This window comes from Flavobacterium restrictum (assembly GCF_007097245.1).
Classification (GTDB): Bacteria; Bacteroidota; Bacteroidia; order Flavobacteriales; family Flavobacteriaceae; genus Flavobacterium; species Flavobacterium restrictum.
On the sequence record NZ_VJZT01000003.1, the window covers coordinates 309445 to 327215 of the forward strand.

General features: G+C 35.9%; 19 protein-coding genes and 1 tRNA gene. 6 read left to right on the forward strand and 14 right to left on the reverse strand.

Annotation, left to right across the window (positions count from 1 at the left end):
* Nucleotides 1–257 precede the first annotated feature (257 nt).
* Complete coding sequence (gene pafA / locus FNW21_RS05170; protein WP_144255675.1) at nucleotides 258–1874, reverse strand: alkaline phosphatase PafA; 1617 nt, start codon at nucleotides 1872–1874, stop codon at nucleotides 258–260.
* Nucleotides 1875–2050: 176 nt separating this feature from the next.
* Nucleotides 2051–2224 (reverse strand): T9SS type A sorting domain-containing protein, encoded by a 174-nt coding sequence (locus FNW21_RS05175; protein WP_317129294.1) that lies wholly within the window; start codon nucleotides 2222–2224, stop codon nucleotides 2051–2053.
* Nucleotides 2225–2293: 69 nt separating this feature from the next.
* On the opposite strand from FNW21_RS05175, the gene FNW21_RS05180 reads away from it, so the two are divergent.
* Nucleotides 2294–2647 carry a T9SS type B sorting domain-containing protein gene (locus FNW21_RS05180; RefSeq protein WP_185963885.1) on the forward strand — a complete coding sequence of 118 codons (354 nt, stop codon included), beginning with the start codon at nucleotides 2294–2296 and terminating at the stop codon, nucleotides 2645–2647.
* A gap of 149 nt (nucleotides 2648–2796) precedes the next feature.
* Here FNW21_RS05180 and era read toward each other — a convergent pair whose 3' ends face one another.
* The gene (era, locus tag FNW21_RS05185; RefSeq protein WP_144255678.1) at nucleotides 2797–3678 is read right to left on the reverse strand and encodes a GTPase Era; all 882 of its coding nucleotides are present in this window, start codon (nucleotides 3676–3678) and stop codon (nucleotides 2797–2799) included.
* Nucleotides 3679–3795: 117 nt separating this feature from the next.
* Between era and FNW21_RS05190 the strand changes: the two genes are divergently transcribed.
* Nucleotides 3796–3868, forward strand: a tRNA-Met gene (locus FNW21_RS05190).
* A gap of 125 nt (nucleotides 3869–3993) precedes the next feature.
* On the opposite strand, the gene FNW21_RS05195 is transcribed toward FNW21_RS05190, so the two are convergent.
* The 11 genes from FNW21_RS05195 to FNW21_RS05245 form a co-directional block, all read right to left on the reverse strand.
* Nucleotides 3994–4755, reverse strand: a complete 762-nt coding sequence (locus FNW21_RS05195) for a phosphate ABC transporter ATP-binding protein (RefSeq protein ID WP_144255679.1) — start codon at nucleotides 4753–4755, stop codon at nucleotides 3994–3996.
* Nucleotides 4752–5591 carry a phosphate ABC transporter permease PstA gene (gene pstA / locus FNW21_RS05200; RefSeq protein ID WP_144255680.1) on the reverse strand — a complete coding sequence of 280 codons (840 nt, stop codon included), beginning with the start codon at nucleotides 5589–5591 and terminating at the stop codon, nucleotides 4752–4754. Before pstA ends, FNW21_RS05195 begins: the two co-directional genes overlap by 4 nt.
* An 11-nt stretch (nucleotides 5592–5602) precedes the next feature.
* Nucleotides 5603–6496 (reverse strand): phosphate ABC transporter permease subunit PstC, encoded by an 894-nt coding sequence (gene pstC / locus FNW21_RS05205; RefSeq protein ID WP_144255681.1) that lies wholly within the window; start codon nucleotides 6494–6496, stop codon nucleotides 5603–5605.
* 104 nt (nucleotides 6497–6600) lie between these two features.
* Nucleotides 6601–7548, reverse strand: coding sequence for a PstS family phosphate ABC transporter substrate-binding protein (locus FNW21_RS05210; protein WP_144255682.1), 948 nt, complete (start codon nucleotides 7546–7548; stop codon nucleotides 6601–6603).
* A gap of 32 nt (nucleotides 7549–7580) precedes the next feature.
* Nucleotides 7581–8729 (reverse strand): porin, encoded by a 1149-nt coding sequence (locus FNW21_RS05215; RefSeq protein WP_144255683.1) that lies wholly within the window; start codon nucleotides 8727–8729, stop codon nucleotides 7581–7583.
* 326 nt (nucleotides 8730–9055) lie between these two features.
* Complete coding sequence (locus FNW21_RS05220; protein ID WP_144255684.1) at nucleotides 9056–9469, reverse strand: RrF2 family transcriptional regulator; 414 nt, start codon at nucleotides 9467–9469, stop codon at nucleotides 9056–9058.
* Nucleotides 9470–9568: 99 nt separating this feature from the next.
* Nucleotides 9569–10387 (reverse strand): TPM domain-containing protein, encoded by an 819-nt coding sequence (locus FNW21_RS05225; protein ID WP_144255685.1) that lies wholly within the window; start codon nucleotides 10385–10387, stop codon nucleotides 9569–9571.
* A 3-nt stretch (nucleotides 10388–10390) separates the two neighbouring features.
* Entirely contained in the window at nucleotides 10391–10828 is a 438-nt protein-coding gene (locus FNW21_RS05230; protein ID WP_144255686.1) for a TPM domain-containing protein, read from the reverse strand.
* Between the two features lie 44 nt (nucleotides 10829–10872).
* On the reverse strand, nucleotides 10873–11466 hold the full coding sequence (locus FNW21_RS05235; RefSeq protein ID WP_144255687.1) for a LemA family protein: 594 nt from the start codon (nucleotides 11464–11466) through the stop codon (nucleotides 10873–10875).
* A 67-nt stretch (nucleotides 11467–11533) separates the two neighbouring features.
* A complete protein-coding gene (locus tag FNW21_RS05240) occupies nucleotides 11534–11866 on the reverse strand; it encodes a MerR family transcriptional regulator (protein ID WP_144255688.1) in 333 nt (110 codons plus the stop codon).
* Between the two features lie 84 nt (nucleotides 11867–11950).
* A complete protein-coding gene (locus tag FNW21_RS05245; protein ID WP_144255689.1) occupies nucleotides 11951–12928 on the reverse strand; it encodes a M23 family metallopeptidase in 978 nt (325 codons plus the stop codon).
* A gap of 327 nt (nucleotides 12929–13255) precedes the next feature.
* Here FNW21_RS05245 and alaS point away from each other — a divergent pair, with 327 nt between their 5' ends.
* From alaS to FNW21_RS05265, 4 genes are read left to right on the forward strand one after another with little or no spacing between them, the layout of a single operon-like run.
* Complete coding sequence (alaS, locus tag FNW21_RS05250; protein ID WP_144255690.1) at nucleotides 13256–15886, forward strand: alanine--tRNA ligase; 2631 nt, start codon at nucleotides 13256–13258, stop codon at nucleotides 15884–15886.
* A 22-nt stretch (nucleotides 15887–15908) separates the two neighbouring features.
* Nucleotides 15909–16172, forward strand: coding sequence for a hypothetical protein (locus FNW21_RS05255; RefSeq protein ID WP_144255691.1), 264 nt, complete (start codon nucleotides 15909–15911; stop codon nucleotides 16170–16172).
* On the forward strand, nucleotides 16162–16782 hold the full coding sequence (locus FNW21_RS05260; protein WP_144255692.1) for a nucleotidyl transferase AbiEii/AbiGii toxin family protein: 621 nt from the start codon (nucleotides 16162–16164) through the stop codon (nucleotides 16780–16782). Before FNW21_RS05255 ends, FNW21_RS05260 begins: the two co-directional genes overlap by 11 nt.
* A complete protein-coding gene (locus FNW21_RS05265; protein ID WP_144255693.1) occupies nucleotides 16782–17735 on the forward strand; it encodes a GSCFA domain-containing protein in 954 nt (317 codons plus the stop codon). Before FNW21_RS05260 ends, FNW21_RS05265 begins: the two co-directional genes overlap by 1 nt.
* The last annotated feature ends 36 nt before the right edge of the window (nucleotides 17736–17771 follow it).

Here is a 17771-nt window from a genome sequence, read left to right on the forward strand (position 1 = left end):
AAAATCTGGTTTCGAATAAAAACAACCTTATGTAGCTCAAAAACAGGTTAAAACTATATGTTTTAGTACCTCTCGTTTATAGCATTTAAAACTTTTTTAAAAACAAATTGCACCAAATTTCCAACAATTAATTTGTGAAAATTGGTGCAATTTTTTCGTTAAAATTTAGCTTTTCAATCTTGAAGACTTTAAGTCTATAGATTCGGTTCGGTTGAAATTTACTTTTAACTTTTAAAACAATTGTGTCAAACTGTTTTTTATTTATTGTCCAAAAGAGTATCTAAAACTTCAGATTCGGTGCCGTTTGGAAATGGAATTTTAAGCATTTGCGAAAGCGTAGGGGCAATTTGTGTAATGTATTTTTTAGTATGTAATTCGCCTTTTGGCACATGCCAGCCATAAAAAATTAAGGGTACATGCGTATCGTAACTATTTGGAGTTCCGTGAGTTGTTCCTGTGGATTGGTATTCCATATACCCCGCTTTGTCTAAAATAACAAGATCGCCGTTTTGTTTGGGATCATATCCTCTAGCTATAAAACTCAAAAAATAATCACTCCCTGATGAGGTCAAAATTTCTTCTTCGGTGTAGACTCTTTTTACTTGTTCTTGGGTCATCAAGAAGTCTTTAAAACTTTGTTTTACTTTAGTCAGTTCTAATCCTTTTTCTAGAATGATTTTGGTATCAAAAAAAACATTAAAATTAGAATAATCCAAAACAAGATTAACTCCAAAAGTGTCTAATGAATACTTTTTTAAGGCATCAACAATGTCCTTTGCAGGAATGTTTTTGACATTGTATTTATTGTCTTTGAGGTAATTAGGGTTTTCGGCACCTGCATGATCCGCAGTCAAAAAAAGTAGGTAATTGTCTTTACCCACCGTTTTATCTAAATAAGTCAAGAAAGTAGCTAATGTTTCATCCAATCGCAAATAGGTATCCTGTAACTCCATAGAACGCGGGCCAAAGGTATGTCCCACATAATCTGTAGACGAAAAACTAACGGTCAAAAAGTCCGTAATTTCATCTTGACCCAACGCTTCTTTATCAATGGTTCGCATAGCCAATTCTGCCAAAAGATCATTCCCAAAAGGAGTCGTCCGGATTACATCGGCTCCTTTTTCTTTATAAATAGAACTTAAATTATACGGGAAAACGGGGCCTGTTGTTTTGTCTATTTTACCTTCGTAGCTATTGTCATCAGGGAGACTTTCGTTATAAGTATCTAAAGGTTTTAACAAACTCCAACCCTTATCAATGTAGGACATGTAGTGTTTTTCGAGATTGAATTGAGTGACCCAATCTGGTAGTTTTTGACCATAAAAAGTGCTCGAAATAAAATCTCCCGTTTTGGTATACCAGAAAGCCCAATTGGCAAAATGACCTGCTGGCAAAATCGCTCCACGATCCTTCAAGCTCAATCCAATTACTTTTCCTTTAAAATTGGTTGCCATTCGTAGTTCATCCGTAATTGTGGTACTCAATAAATTTTTTGGAGACATAGCACCTTCTTTTTCCGTTCCTGCAACGAGAGTCGTTACCGTGGCATCATCAGTGCAATACATATATTTTCCAATGGCTTTATTGAACCAATCGTTCCCTACAATACCGTGAGTTGCGGGAGTGGTACCGGTGTAAATGGAGGCGTGACCTGGTGCCGTGTATGTAGGCACATAATTGTAGTGCATGTTGTGAAAGGTATAGCCATTATTGAGTAATCTCTTAAATCCATTGGCAGAAAAATCATCCGAAAAGCGGTATAAGTATTCCATTTTCATTTGATCGACTACAATTCCAACCACTAATTTAGGGCGTTTTTGAGCTTGAAGTGTAAACAAACTAACCAAGAGCAAAGGCAAAAGTATTTTTTTCATAAATATTTTTTTGTGGTTACAAAAATACATAATAAAACTATGATTGTTTGAAAAGAAACTGCAAGCAACACGAATTAATCATTTCGTAACCTAGGAGCTCGATGATGAGAAAATTTGAGTTCATCAAGCTTTTGGTTTATTCTAGATTAAGTTTATATGTAATCGATTTTTTTTGGTTATTCTTTTATAAACTTCATGGTTGAACTTCCTTTGTCGGTACTCATTTTTAAGAAATAATTCCCTGTAGTTAATTTTGAAACATCTAGTTTTGAAACACTTTGCGCATTTGGTACAGCGATTTTGATTTGTACTGTATATAATTCCATTCTGATAGTATAACTGTTTTTAATACTAAATTAAATTCATTATTAGGATTATTTGAATACCAACTTGATGAAAATCCATTTCAATTATCTAATGTGTTTTCAAATTTATCAAACGAATTGCATATTGTAAGAGTTCGAGATTTGAATGGATGCACCAATTTGAGTAAAGAAATTTTTATTCTTGGATATCCTAAATTCTTCACCCCAAATGGAGATGGTGTCAACGAAACATGGAATATCAATGGATTTGATTCCTATGCAAATGAAAAAATTTATATTTTTGATCGTTATGGTAAATTATTGAAACAAATAAATTCTAAAATGCTTGGTTGGGACGGTACCTATAATGGTCATCCTTTACCATCAAGTGATTATTGGTTTAAGGTTGTTTATTTTAAAGATGGAATTAGCAAAGAATTTAATTCTCATTTTTCTTTAAAACGATAAATAGTAGAATTTAGATTTTTAAACAGCCCTCATTATTTCTGGTTATTTATAGACATATTAGGCTAACTTATAAATCGTAGTTATTAAAAAATCAGCATTAGAAACGTGTCCCAATACTGATTTAATCGTATTTTTAATTAAAGGACAACTTACTGATTATACCCAAAACGTTTGAGCATATTGGCATTACTTCTCCAGTTTTTATTCACTTTTACGTACAATTCAATATGTATTTGTTTTCCAAAGAATTTCTCTAAATCGGCACGAGCTTCCATTCCCACTTTTTTCAAAGCTGCCCCTTTGTGACCAATGATAATTCCTTTTTGTGTGTCTCGTTCCACCATAATTAGGGAGCGAATTCGGATGATATTTTCATCTTCAAAGAACTCTTCGGTTACAATTTCTACGGCATACGGAATTTCTTTGCTGTAATTCAACAAGATTTTCTCACGAATGGTCTCGTTTACAAAGAACCGTTCAGGCTTGTCCGTCAATTGGTCTTTTGGGTAATAAGCGGGCGATTCTGGTAATAATTCGATTATTCTTTGAAAAACTTCTGGGACATTGAAATTTTGCAAAGCTGAAATGGGATATATTTCGGCGTTTGGCACTTTTTCTGTCCAAAAAGCCACTTGGGTTTCTAATTGTTCTTGATTAGAAGTATCAATTTTATTCAACAACAATAGAACAGGAATTGTAGAATGAATAATTTTATTAAAAAAAGCTTCGTCTTTCAGCTCTTGTTCGCCAATTTCCACCATGTAAATCAGGATATCAGCATCCTCAAATGCCGATTTCACGAAATTCATCATCGATTCCTGCATTTCGTAAGCAGGTTTGATAATTCCAGGTGTGTCGGACAAGATCATTTGGAAATCTTCTCCGTTTACAATTCCCAGAATTCTATGACGAGTTGTTTGTGCTTTTGACGTAATTATGGATAATCTTTCTCCAACAAAGGCATTCATTAACGTTGATTTCCCGACGTTTGGATTCCCTATGATGTTTACAAAACCTGCTTTATGTGACATTTATTATGTGATTTATTTTGCAAAGGTAGGCATATCAAGTCAATAGACGAAATAAAACATTTTTTAAAGTTTGTATTGCAAATTCAATATTTCATCGTACATTTGCACTCGAAACATCGCGGGATAGAGCAGTAGGCAGCTCGTCGGGCTCATAACCCGAAGGTCACAGGTTCGAGTCCTGTTCCCGCTACTAAAAAAGCTTCAGACATTTCTGAAGCTTTTTTTATTTAGAAACGATTTGTAATAGTTTGCATTTTACTTCCAAAAAGATGATTTGTATTTTTTTTAAACAATTCGCTTTCTCTACCTTTTTTATTAACTCATAAAACCTTTTACATAATCCTTGGTCAATTTTTCTTTTGGATTCAAAAGAACTTCCTCGGTGGGACCAAATTCAATTATTTCGCCCATATACACAAAACCAATATAATCCGAAACTCGTCTGGCTTGACGCAAAATGTGGGTGACCAAAACTATGGTGTATTTGTCTTTGAGTTGCAAAAACAATTCCTCAATAGCTTGTGTTGAAATTGGATCTAAAGCAGATGTGGGCTCGTCTCCCAAGATAATTTCAGGTTCAATGGCAAGTCCTCTAGCCAAGCACAATCGTTGTTGTTGCCCGATTGAAAGACGAGTGGCGGGTGATTTCAATCGGTCTTTTACTTCGTCCCAAAGATTCACATCACGAAGGTTTTTCTCCACAATTACATCCAATGCTGCCTTGCTGTAGTTTCCGTGAATGCGCTGACCATAAGCCACATTATCGTAGATGTTCATTGGCAACGGAAAAGGCCTTTGCGATAGCAATCCCATCTTTTTCCTGATATGGGTTACTTCAGCTTTTGGATCGTAAATATTTTCGCCATCGACCAAGACTTTTCCTCCCACTCGAACATCGGTTTGATTGTCAAGTAATCGGTTCATTGTTTTTAAAAGTGTTGTTTTTCCACAACCTGATGGCCCAATTAATGAGGTTACTTTCTTGTCAGGAATGTCCAGATTGATGTTTTTCAGGATATGGTTTTCGCCAATGTGAACGTTTAAATTTTGTATGCTGATATGAGGTTGAAGGATCATATTTTGTTTTTTGAAAGGTTTTTGCTAATTATTTTTGCAGTTATGCTAATGATTAAAACGATTATGGTAAGTACTACTGCTGCGGCATAAGCTCGGTTTTGTACTTCTTGAATGGGACTACTCAATTGAAAAAATATCGATAAGGGCAGTGTTGCCGCAGGTTGGTCTAATGATGTTGGAATACTATCTGTAAATCCTGCCGTAAAAAGTACGCAAGCGGCATCGCCAATGGCTCTTCCAAACGATAATAATATTGCTGTAAAAATTCCTGGAATAGATTGTCTCAAAACTATTTTTGCGGTTTCATAACGAGTGGCTCCAAGAGCATAAACCGAGTTTTTCATATCTTCGGGAACGACTCGTATGGCTTCATCCATTGCTCGGACTAATATGGGAATTATCATTAAAGTTACGGTTATAATTCCTGCCAATAACGAAGTTTTTAATCCCATATAAACCATAATCGCAAATCCAAAAGCTCCATAAACTATGGATGGAATGCCAAATAAAATATCATAACTCAATCGGGTAATATTGGCCAAAAACGAATTATTCTTCGCATAAATATTAATGTAAATCACAATTGGAATACTTACCAAAAGCCCCAATAGAGTGGAACCAACAGTGATATAAAGCGAACCAATAATAGCATTAAGAATTCCGCCTCCTTTGCCAATGTAAAATCCTCCTTCGGGTATTTTGGAAACCATATCCCAATTCAAAGAACCCAAACCTTTTGAAAATATCGTGTAGATAATCCAAAACAAAGTACTACTGATTAAAACCGTACTCATTATCATTAAAACTTTAAAAATATTTTCTTCTATTTTTCTCATTTGGAGTTGGTTTAGGTGGTACTTTTTTCGATTCGGAATAAAATAATTCTCGAAATAGCATTAAACAAAAAGATGATTACAAATAATAATAAAGCGGCAAACATTAAGGCCGAATCATACATTGGAATCGACATCATTTCGCCGTAATTATTGGCAATAAGCGCTGGTAAAGGATAACCCGAATCGAAAAGACTATGAGGGATTTGAGCCAAATTTCCGCAGACCATCAACACGGCTATCGTTTCACCAAAAGCCCTAGAAATGGCCAAAACTGTCGCTGCAATAATTCCAGCAACTGATTTTCGCAGTAATACTTTTTTGACAGTTTGCCATTGTGTTGCTCCAACAGATAAGGATGCATCTCGCAACTCTTGAGGAACATTATCAAAAACTTCGATCAAAATGCTGATAATGAGTGGGAAAATCATAATCGCCAAAACAACTCCTCCCGCCAAAACGGAATATCCTGTGGTAAATTCTACAAAATGAGGTGCGATATAATCTTGGATTAAGGGAACAATCACCAAAACGCCCCAAACTCCAAAAAGAACAGGCGGAATCCCCGACAATAATTCTATCAATGGCAGGACTAGTTTCCGAACCCGAAAATGCGCATATTCCGAAAGGTAAATTGCTGTAAGAAGCGACAATGGCAAAGCAATTACAATTGAAATTACCGTTACCCACAGCGTTCCCATTATAAAAGGATAAAACCCAAAAGCTTCCTTAAAGGGTTTCCATTCTGAAGAAAACAACAATTTCGATAACGAACTGCTGTCTAATATTGGGATGGATTTGTAATACAATCCCAATCCCAACAATACCACCGTAGATATGGAAAGAATGGTCAGCGTAAAGAAAACTTTGCTAAAAATGCTATCTTTTAGTAATCTTATATTCATCATTGATGTTTTACGTAAGTGGGTTGTATTTTTGCCACAGATTTAATTTTTTAATCTGTGTTAATCGGTGAAATCTGTGAAATCTGTGGCAAAAAGTATTTGTTTTTTTATTTCACTTTTTCTAATTCCTTGGTCAATTTTTCTTTTGAGAATTTGATATAACCAGCTTCGGTAACAAATTTTTGTCCATCAGTTAAAATGTATTTTATGAATTCTTTTACGATTGGATTTTTTGGTTTTCCAACCGTTACATAATATAAATCTCTTGCTGGTGGCGAAGGGTATTTTCCAGCAACAATTGCGGCAATTAAGAGGTCTAAATTGTCATAAAAATTTTCATCTGGATCTAATTTCCCGTTGTTATTTAAGTCAATTGGCAAGGGAACTACGCCGTTAGTTGCTTTGTTGGTTTTGGTATCATAGATGTAAACAATGTTGTTAAAACCAATTCCGTTTGGGTCTCTTTTTACAGCTTGTGCCAAACCTGGGTCGCCAAAAACCGCAACTCCAAGCAAATCTTCTTGTTTTTTATTGAAATATTTCGCCCAAGTTTCAGCAGCTCCAGATGCATCAGATCGGGTGTAAACGTGAATTGGCGCCTCGCTTTTGAAACCCAAAGCGTTCCACGATTTGTATTTTCCAGTAATGAAGATGTTGTTAAAAGCGTCTTTTCGTACCCCTCTTTCATACAATACTTTTCTATACGGACTGGTGGCACTTATGGTCGGAATTACGGCATCTTTAGTAACCGCCACGGCAAAGGCTTCTTTTTTGAATTCCGCAGGATTCAGGTCGCGAGATACCAATCCAATATCCGTAACTTTAGACAATACATCGGTTATTCCTTTTCCAGCTCCACCGGCTTGAATATCGATTTTGACAGCAGGATGTAGTTTTTTGAACTCTTCGGCCCATTTCACGGTGATTGGATACAAGGCAAAAGCACCAGAAATACTAATGTTTCCTTTTAATTCTTGAGCAACAACTTTTGTCGTGTTTACATTTGCCAATACTAAAAGAAGTAAGGCTACTAGTGATGATTTGTATGTTTTCATTTTAATTTGATTTAATTTTTTAATTATTGGATTTAGAATTTTATTTGCAATTGCGCTACAATTTCATCTTTATTGATTGCCGTTCTTTGTTCGCTTTTGTGTTTGTAGTTGATTTGGAATTTTACAAAACTATTGGGATATAAATTGGTACCAAGCGTATAGAACGTAGAAATGTCATTAATAGCATTGTCTTTTGTAGGGTCAAAAGTGTCGTATTTTACCACAAATTGTAGTTTCTTGGGCAGTGCAAAATAGCCTACTTGTGCATACCAACCGTCTTTGAGGAGGTCTTTTGTACTACCATTTACTACATAAGTTCCTTGTTGGGCTTGCAAATATTCGGCTCTAAATGACAAATCATTATAATTAAAAGCAAGATCTGCTTCTATTCTAATTTCATCTTGGTTTTTTGCTACCGTAGTCCATGTGTCATGCCCGTTCGAATAGGATAAACCAAAATCCAAAAAAGAGTAGGGATGTGCCACCAGTCGAGCTGCTATATCTTTTGATTCATTTTTATCGCCTGTAATGTTAATGCCTTGACCATTAAAATAAGCCAAGTAATAGTCTAAAAGAAACCGATTTGAAGCTGTTTTTAATAAACTTCCGCTCGCTTGAAGTCCTATGTCTCGACCGTTTTGATCGCCAATGGCATCTTTATTTCGACCAACTAAACCACTTATTTGTGCTCTATCAATGGTTTCTAAATTGCTATCTGGTGTAGTACTTTCTAGCGAATTAGGAATCAAAAATTGTCCTCCAGTTATTTTCAAAAATTCATAAGGTTTGTAAGCAAAATAAGCATCAATTATTTTTGTATTGACCGCAAAGTCAGTTTGCAAACGGTATTCCCATTCCGGAGAAAAATTGCCTTTTAGGTCAAATCTCGCTCTTCTAATATCAAAACCATCCGCTTTTCCTTGTTCTTGCAAGGATTGGTAACGCACTTGGGTGTAGCCGCCCATAGTTATGTTTCGGCTAGAAAGTACGTTGAATAATTTTTGTTTTTCTTTTATCGTTTGCTGGTTTAAAGCATAGTCAGCTCTTATGGAATCGGCTTCGTTTTGTTTCACAACCCCTTTTTGGATCAATAAATTCAGCACATCGTCTGATGATTGTGCTGCTGTAATTCCTACTGTAAATAAGGTAATAAAGGCTATGAGTATAATTTTAGTTTTCATATTTTCATTTTTTCAATTTTTAATTTGTTTTCTATAGCTGCTGGAAACTTGTTGTACAAACAAATAATCCAATATTGTTTACTATGCCCGAGGGCACATAATGTGTAGGCTATTTTTAAAATTGAAATTTAAAAAAGGAAATACGTGTTTTTGGGTTTTCATTGGTTTGGTAATTAAATAAAGTATATAAATTATATCAATTTAGTATAATTAATAATTTGCTCTTTTAGTTTACTTAAAGTGTATTGATTAATTTTAAAAAAATTAATTCTGATGCAAATATATAATTAATTCTATAAAATTAGTAGAGTTTAAAAAATATTTTTTTATTTTTTTACCAATGAGGCTATAGTAATACCTTGCATGGCTTTCAAAGTTTCGTCTCGAATAGTCATTAAACCGTGTCGTAGTAAGCAACTATCTTCGCTAGTGCAATCGGAACAGGGCTCATAAAAGTTTAAAGAAGCACAAGGAAGTAACGCAATAGCCCCATCAAATAACCGATGAATATCCGCCAAAGTGATGTCATCTTTTGATTTTAAAAGATAATAACCACCCAATTTGCCTTGCTTGCTCCCTACTAAATGCCCTCTTTTTAGATCCAAAAGAATTTGTTCTAAAAATTTTTTAGGAATAGTAGCTGCTTCTGCTATTTCTATTGTTTTAGAAATGTGATTCGTCTCTTGTTGGGCTAAATAGAGTAATGCTTTAAGGGCATATTTGGTTTTTTGTGACAACATTTTTCTATAACTTGATTAATTTTAGGAAACTAAAATCCTTTGTGAATAGGTATTATTTGAAGGTGCTGAATTCATTATTTAGGCAACATTGCTATTGTTTTACCAACTTCCGCTAGATCCACCACCAGAAAAGCCTCCGCCACCAAAACCACCACCAAAACCGCCTCCGCCACCAGAAGATCCGCCAAAACCACCACCAAAACCGCCTCCGCTACCTCTACCTAGGTTGCTTAATATAATCACATCCAATAAACTGGGGCCGCCTCCAGAATTACCCGAGTTTCCGCCACCATTTTTGTTTCTTGAAAATAAAAAAAACAACACAACAAGGATAACAATAAAAGGAACAACTGGGAAATCTTTATTTTTATTTTGTTTGCGTTCGCCCTTGTATTTGCCTTTAAAAACATCAAACAAGGCATCAGCTCCTTTGTCGAGTCCTTGGTAATAACTTCCCGCTTTAAATTCGGGAATAATGGTATTTCTAATGATTTCGCCTCCAATTCCTGCGGTTAATCGGTCTTCGAGTCCGTAACCAGGATTTATGGCTATTTTTCTTTCGTCTTTGGCAACTAAAATAATAACGCCATTATCGGTTTTTTCGCTTCCGCCAATTCCCCAAGTCGTGGCCCATTTGGTAGCTAATAAACTTACATCTTCATTCTTCAAACTTTCGATAGTAATCACCACTATTTGAGTTGTGGTTGAATCCGAATACCGAATGAGTTTTTCTTCTAATTGTGATTTTTCAGTAGCGCTTAAAATAGAAGCATAATCATAAACCGATGTTTGCAAACTTGGTTTTTCAGGAATAGTAAATTGCGAAAAAAGGCTAGTACTTGCAAAAAAGGCTAGCAGTATAACGACTAATTGAAAAACTCCTTTGGAATTTGATTTTCTTTTTTTGGAAATTTCCATTATTTATCCTTTAGAGATTTCGTTTGATAATTCATTGGTGTCGCCTTCTTGCCACGGGAAATACTTTTTTAGTTGTTCGCCAGCCATCAAAATGCCGTCAACCAAACCTTGTTTGTATTGATTTTGTTTGAATTGTGCAGTCATCATTTCTTTGGTAGTGTCCCAAAAATTCGAATCAACAACATCATTAATGCCTTTGTCGCCACAAATGGCAAATTTTTTATCCGCAACGGCAAAGTAAAACAAAACCCCATTTTGAAGTTGTGTTTCATTCATGTTTAATTCAAAAAAAACTTCCAAAGCCCTATCATAAGGGCTTTTAGAAGTCGTTTTTTCTAGGTGAACTCTAATCTCTCCCGAAGTGTTTTTTTCGGCTAGGCGAATGGCTTCGACTATGGCGCTTTCTTCTTCTTGGGTTAAAAATTCTTCTACTTTTGACATTGATTTTATTTTTTAAGCCTCTCCTTTGGAGGGGTTGGGGAGTATTAAAATTTTACTTCAACAGGTTTGTCAGCACCTTCTACGGCATTAAAGTAGGCTTTCTCTTTAAATCCAAATACACCTGCAAACATAGAGTTTGGGAACGTTTTGATATGGGAGTTGTAGGGTTTTACAGCTTCATTAAAACGTGTTCTAGCAGTCAATATTTGATTTTCGGTGCTAGATAATTCGTCTTGTAATTTCAAGAAATTTTGGTTTGCTTTCAAATCAGGATATTGCTCAACAGTAACTAATAATCGGGATAAAGAACTACTTACTCCGCTTTGTGCTTTGTTAAATTCTGCTAATTTTTCAGGTGTAATGTTTGTTGGGTCAATTGTTGTTGAAGTTGCTTTTGCACGTGCTTCAATAACAGCTGTCAACGTTCCTTTTTCAAAATCGGCAGCGCCTTTTACGGTATTGACTAAATTGCCAATAAGGTCATTTCGTCTTTGATAGGCAGTTTGAACATCACCCCAAGATTGCTCTACGTCTTGGCTCAAAGTCACGGCAGTATTATTGATCCCTTTAACCCAGCTATAAATTCCAAAAATCACAACTGCTACAATAATCCAAGGTAAAAATTTTTTAAAATCCATTTTTGTTTAATTTAAAGTTTACTATTTGTTTTTAATTTTCATTGTTATTGCCCTTGAAATGGGTATTTCAAAGTTCATTTTTAATATTCGTCAATTGCAATTTGATGCGCTCTAATTTACTAATAATCTCAAATTTGTCCAACGTTTTCTTTTGTCCTTCTTTCAAATGGGTCTTGGCACCTTCAAGCGTAAAACCTCTTTCTTTGACCAAGTGAAAAATCAATTGCAAGTTTTTAATGTCTTCGGGAGTAAACATTCGGTTTCCTTTGGCGTTTTTTTTGGGTTTTAGAATGTCAAATTCATTATCCCAAAACCGAATTAGCGATGCATTTACATCAAACGCTTTGGCTACTTCGCCAATGCTGTAATATCTTTTGTCTGGTGATAAATCGATGTGCATATTTTTTCTTTTTTTCTAAATACTTTTTACAAGCTGTTGCTAAATTATAATGTCAACAATCGTAGAACTGACCACTGATTCCCCCTAATCCAGCGATTGATTTTCTTGGTTTGCTAATTTTGAAATGGCGACATACTCAATAGCCGAAATATTACCATAATAAAAATTCAGCGGATTCACCACATTGCCATCCTTGTGGACTTCATAATGCAAATGTGGCCCTTCGGATCGGCCTGTACTTCCTACATATCCTATAATGTCACCTCTTTTCACATGCTGTCCGGCGCGACATTTGTACTTGCTCAAATGCCCATACAAAGTCTCGTATCCATACCCGTGACGTATCACAATATGATTCCCAAAACCAGATGCCGTATTGTCTGCCCTTTCCACAACACCATCGCCAGTAGCATAAATAGGTGTCCCAATTGTCGCTGTAAAATCCATCCCTTCGTGCATTTTTCGCACCTTGGTAAACGGATCCGTTCGGTATCCAAAACCAGACGCCATTCGTTTTAAATTTTCATTCCTCACAGGCTGAATCGCAGGAATGGCAGCCAGCAAATTACTTTTGGCTTTGGCCAATTTCAAAATTTCATCCAATGATTGGGATTGAATCGCTAATTCCTTACTCAAAACATCCATTTTCTTGGTCGAGTTCACCACTAATTGCGAATTGTTATAGCCTTCAAGGGCTTTGTACCTGTTTTTTAGCGTAAATCCTTCTTTCCGTTTCTCTTCTGGAATAGCGGCGGTATTAAAATAAACCCGATACACATTATTGTCTCTGTCCTCAATATCATCAACAACATCCGCTACTTGCTCCATTTTTTTGTCCAAAATGGCGTAATTCAACTTCAAATTTTCAATTTCACGCGCCTGCAATCGGTCTTTTGGTGTTTCAAAATAAGGCGTGTTCAATAAAACGATGAAACTCAAAAAACCAAATAACGCTGAAGCCAATAAAAATAGCATTAAAAAACCAAATTTCTTTGTTTTTCTCGTTCTTATTTTTTGGTAAGCTAATTTTTCCGAATCGTAATAATATTTTACTTTCGCCATATTTTAAAATACCCTATTTTTGCAAATTAGTTACAGGTAAGTCGAACAAATTTAATAAATGTTTCAGTTGTTCCCTCCTTTTTTTAATAATAAATAATTTTAATGTGCCCAATCCAGCTATCCGTTACAAGTTCTCGGTTACAAGTCTTTTTTTCTAATGAGACTGCAGGAGCTTCCGCTGGTCGCTCTGCACCCTCAAGAAAAAAAAGCCTTCTACTCCTCGAAGCTTTTCACTACTATCTGGGGCAAAAAAGAAATTAAATAATTGAAAGATTGAAAAATTCAATTCCAGTAAATCTTTAATTTTTTAAATTTTAAATCAAACAAATGAAATCACAAGACGTACGCAAACAATTTTTAGATTTTTTTGAAAGTAAAGGCCATTTAATTGTGCCATCAGCTCCAATTGTTCTCAAGGACGACCCAACCTTGATGTTTAACAACTCGGGTATGGCGCAGTTCAAAGAATATTTCCTTGGACTTGGAACCCCAAAAAGTCAACGAATTGCCGATACGCAAAAATGCCTTCGGGTATCCGGAAAACACAACGACCTCGAGGAAGTAGGAATTGATACCTACCACCACACCATGTTCGAAATGCTTGGAAACTGGTCTTTTGGCGATTATTTCAAGAAAGAAGCCATCAATTGGGCATGGGAATTGTTGACCAAAGTCTATAAAATAGACAAGGATATTCTCTACGTAACCGTTTTTGAAGGCAGCGTTGAGGAAAACGTTCCTTTTGATCAAGAAGCTTACGATATTTGGAAAACCTTAATTGCCGAAGACCGCATTTTATTAGGCAACAAAAAAGATAATTTCTGGGAAATGGGCGATCAAGGTCCCTGTGGCCCGTGTTCCGAAATTCACGTAGACATTCGCTCTGCCGAAGAGAAAGCGCTTGTTTCAGGAAAAGATTTAGTCAATAACGACCACCCACATGTAGTTGAAATTTGGAATAATGTATTCATGGAATTCAATCGCAAAGCCGATGGCTCACTGGAGAAATTACCAGCGCAACACGTAGATACCGGAATGGGATTTGAACGCTTGTGTATGGTTTTGCAAGGTGTTCAGTCTAATTATGACACCGATGTTTTCACACCTTTAATTCGAGAAATCGAAACCATTACAGGTACAAAATATACCATAAAAGCCAAAGACGAAGCCGAAGAAAAAGTAAATATTGCCATTCGTGTTATTGCGGATCACGTTCGTGCCGTAGCCTTTGCTATTGCCGATGGGCAGTTGCCGTCAAACACAGGAGCGGGATATGTAATTCGTAGGATTTTGCGTCGTGCTATTCGATACGGCTTTACTTTCTTGGATACCAAAGAGCCTTTTATATACAAATTAGTCGAAACGTTAAGTGCTCAAATGAGTGGATCGTTTCCCGAAATTAGAACCCAAAAAGCACTTTGTGCCAATGTGATTCGGGAGGAGGAGAGTTCTTTTTTAAGAACTTTGGATCAAGGTTTGGTACTTTTAGATGCCGTAATTTTGAACACTTCAGGAACTGTAATCGATGGCAAAAAAGCATTTGAATTGTATGACACCTATGGTTTTCCTATCGATTTAACGGCTTTAATCTTGTCCGAAAAAGGATTAGAGCTAGACGAAAAAGGATTTCAAGTACAGTTACAGTTACAAAAAGAGCGTTCTCGTGCCGCTTCCAAAGTCGTTGCTGGCGATTGGAATGTCGTTTTTGAAGATGATATTCAAGAGTTTGTGGGGTACGACCGCTTGAAACACCAAGTTAAAATAGCAAAATACCGTCGTGTAGAAAGCGTTAAGGAGGGCGAAATTTTTCAATTGGTTTTTAATGCCACCCCTTTTTATGGAGAAAGCGGCGGACAAACTGGTGACAAAGGGTATTTAGAAGCGTCTAATGGCGATATTACATACATTATTGATACCAAAAAAGAGAACAATCAAACCATACATCTCACTAAATCGTTGCCTGACAATCTTACGGATAATTTTACCGCAATTGTCGATGAAAAACAAAGAGCGAGAACGTCCTCTAACCACACCGCAACCCATTTATTGCAGCAAGGGTTGCTCAAGGTTTTAGGAACGCACATTGAACAAAAAGGGTCTATGGTTCGTAATGCTTCCTTGCGTTTTGACTTTTCGCATTTTGCCAAAGTTACAGAGGAAGAGTTGAAAGAGGTAGAGAATTTTGTCAATGCCCGTATTCGTCAGAGTTTGCCTTTAATCGAAAAAAGAGCCATTCCAAAAGAGCAAGCCATAGAGGAAGGCGCCATTGCATTGTTTGGCGAAAAATACGGCGATTTGGTTCGTATGATAAAATTTGGCGATTCAGTTGAATTGTGTGGCGGAACGCATGTAGCCAATACAAGCGAAATTTGGCATTTCAAGATTGTTTCCGAAGGTGCTGTTGCGTCCGGTATTCGTAGGATTGAAGCCATTACAAGCGATGCTGCAAAGGACTTTTTCGAATCGCAATTGTTGTCTTTTTATGAGATTAAAGAAGTGTTGAAAAACCCACAAGATCCCATCAAAGCCATTCAAGGATTACAGGACGAAAATGCCGCTTTGAAAAAACAGTTAGAGGCGTTGTTGAAAGATAAAGCCAAAAACATGAAAACCGAATTAGCACAAGAAATACAAGTGATTAACGGCATGCAATTCCTAGCAAAACAAGTGGATTTGAATCCCGATGGGGCAAAGGATTTGGCTTATGAATTGGGGAATTTAGGCACAAATATGTTCTTGGTTTTGGCCACAGCCAATGAAGAGAAACCACTATTAACCTGTTATATCTCAAAGGAATTAGTAGCCGATAAAAAGCTAAATGCGGGAGCGGTAGTTAAGGAATTAGGGAAATACATTCAAGGTGGCGGAGGCGGACAACCGTTTTTTGCGACCGCAGGAGGTAGGAATGTTGCTGGAATTAAGGAAGCATTAGAAAAAGCAATTGATTTCGTGAAGTAATTTTTTGTATCTTTATAGTATCATGACAAGAGATGAATTCATAGCTAAAAACGCCTATCTTTTTTGGTACATCAAGAAAGAGGCTATTCCTAAAATCGGGAATGAAGTGTTGGTGGAATTTATTTTTAATTATGGCACTTGGGAGGATGTCAAGGAACTTATAAAAATTATTGGTTATCAGGAGCTAAAAAAAGTTTATGAAGGAATTACTGATAGAAAAATAGGGAATTATTTGCCAGAGATGTTAGATCTAATGGGCAGAATAACTAGAAAATATGCATCTTGAAATTTTAAGTAACGAACAAACTGAATTACTTCCCGTTTTATCTCAATTCAAACGGGAGTATTATTTGGTTGGTGGTACTGCCATTGCGTTGCATATTGGGCATAGGGAATCTATAGATTTTGATTTGTTTAAACAAAAAAGTATTCGTAAAAAAGATGTTTATACCAAGTTAAAAAATGTTGATTATAAAGTTTCGTTTGCGGATTATAACCAAATAAATATGTTGTCGAATGGTGTTAAAATCACTTTTTTTTCGTTTCCTTATGCAGTGCCATTAGATTCAGAATTAAAAGGTGTTTTAAAAATGCCTGATTTGTTGACACTTGCGGCAATGAAAGCTTTTGCTCTAGGAAGACGTTCTAAATGGAAAGATTATGTTGATTTGTATTTTATTATAAAATTTCATTTCAGTTTTTCGTTAATTGCCAAAAAAGCCAAAGATGTTTTTAAAGACGAATTTATTGAGAAGCAATTTATAGCTCAATTAGGCTATTTCAAAGGGATAAATTACGATGAGGAAGTTACTTTTTTGATTCCAAATCCACCGACTGAAGAAGAAATTCAAGAATTTTTAACTGAAATTAGTATTTCGGGATTAGCTGATTTATAATGAACTTCACGACCAAAATACCCATTCCGCAAGCCCAGTTTCCAATAGCGTATACCTCCAAAATAATCTCTTTGGGTTCTTGTTTTGCCGAAAACATGAGCGAAAAACTTGACTATTTTAAGTTTCAGAATACGGTAAATCCTTTTGGAATTATTTTCAATCCAGTGTCAATCGAAAAAATGATTTTTCGTGCTGTTAACCAAGTTTTTTTTAAGGAGGAGGATGTTTTTTTCTACAATGAGCGTTGGCATTCTTTCGAAGTACACTCTGAATGGAGTGGTGGTTCCAAAGCTGAATTGCTGGATAATTTGAACGCAATACTTCAAGATTTTCACAATCAAATCCTGCAAGCTACTCATATTATAATCACTTATGGCAGTTCGTGGGTGTATCGCAATATTGAAAATAATGCCATCGTTGCTAATTGTCATAAAGTGCCTCAAAAGCAATTTTCGAAGGAGATTTTATCAGTAGAAACGATTCAAATCGCCATTGAAAACTCCTTGGATTTAATCCGAAAAAGAAATCCAAACTGTCATTTTATTATTACCGTTTCGCCAGTAAGGCACATTAAGGATGGTTTTGTAGAAAACCAAAGAAGCAAATCACATTTGATTGCTGCAATCCAAAATGTGTTGCAGTCAAAAAATGACCCCAAAATAAATTATTTTCCAAGCTACGAAATCATGATGGATGAGTTGCGTGATTATCGTTTTTATGGGCAAGACATGTTGCATCCTAGTCCGGTAGCGATTGATTATATTTGGGAACAGTTCTTTTTAACCCAAATAACGCCGGCAATTTACCCCATCATGAATGACGTTTGCACTGTACAAAAAGGATTTTTGCATAAACCTTTTCATCCTGACTCCCAAAATCACCAGCAATTTTTAGCCAAACTTCAGGCAAAGATTGCGACAATTCAGCACGAATTCCCGCATATTCGTTTCTGAAAAAAAATACGTAATTCTTCGTATTGTACCTTTTTT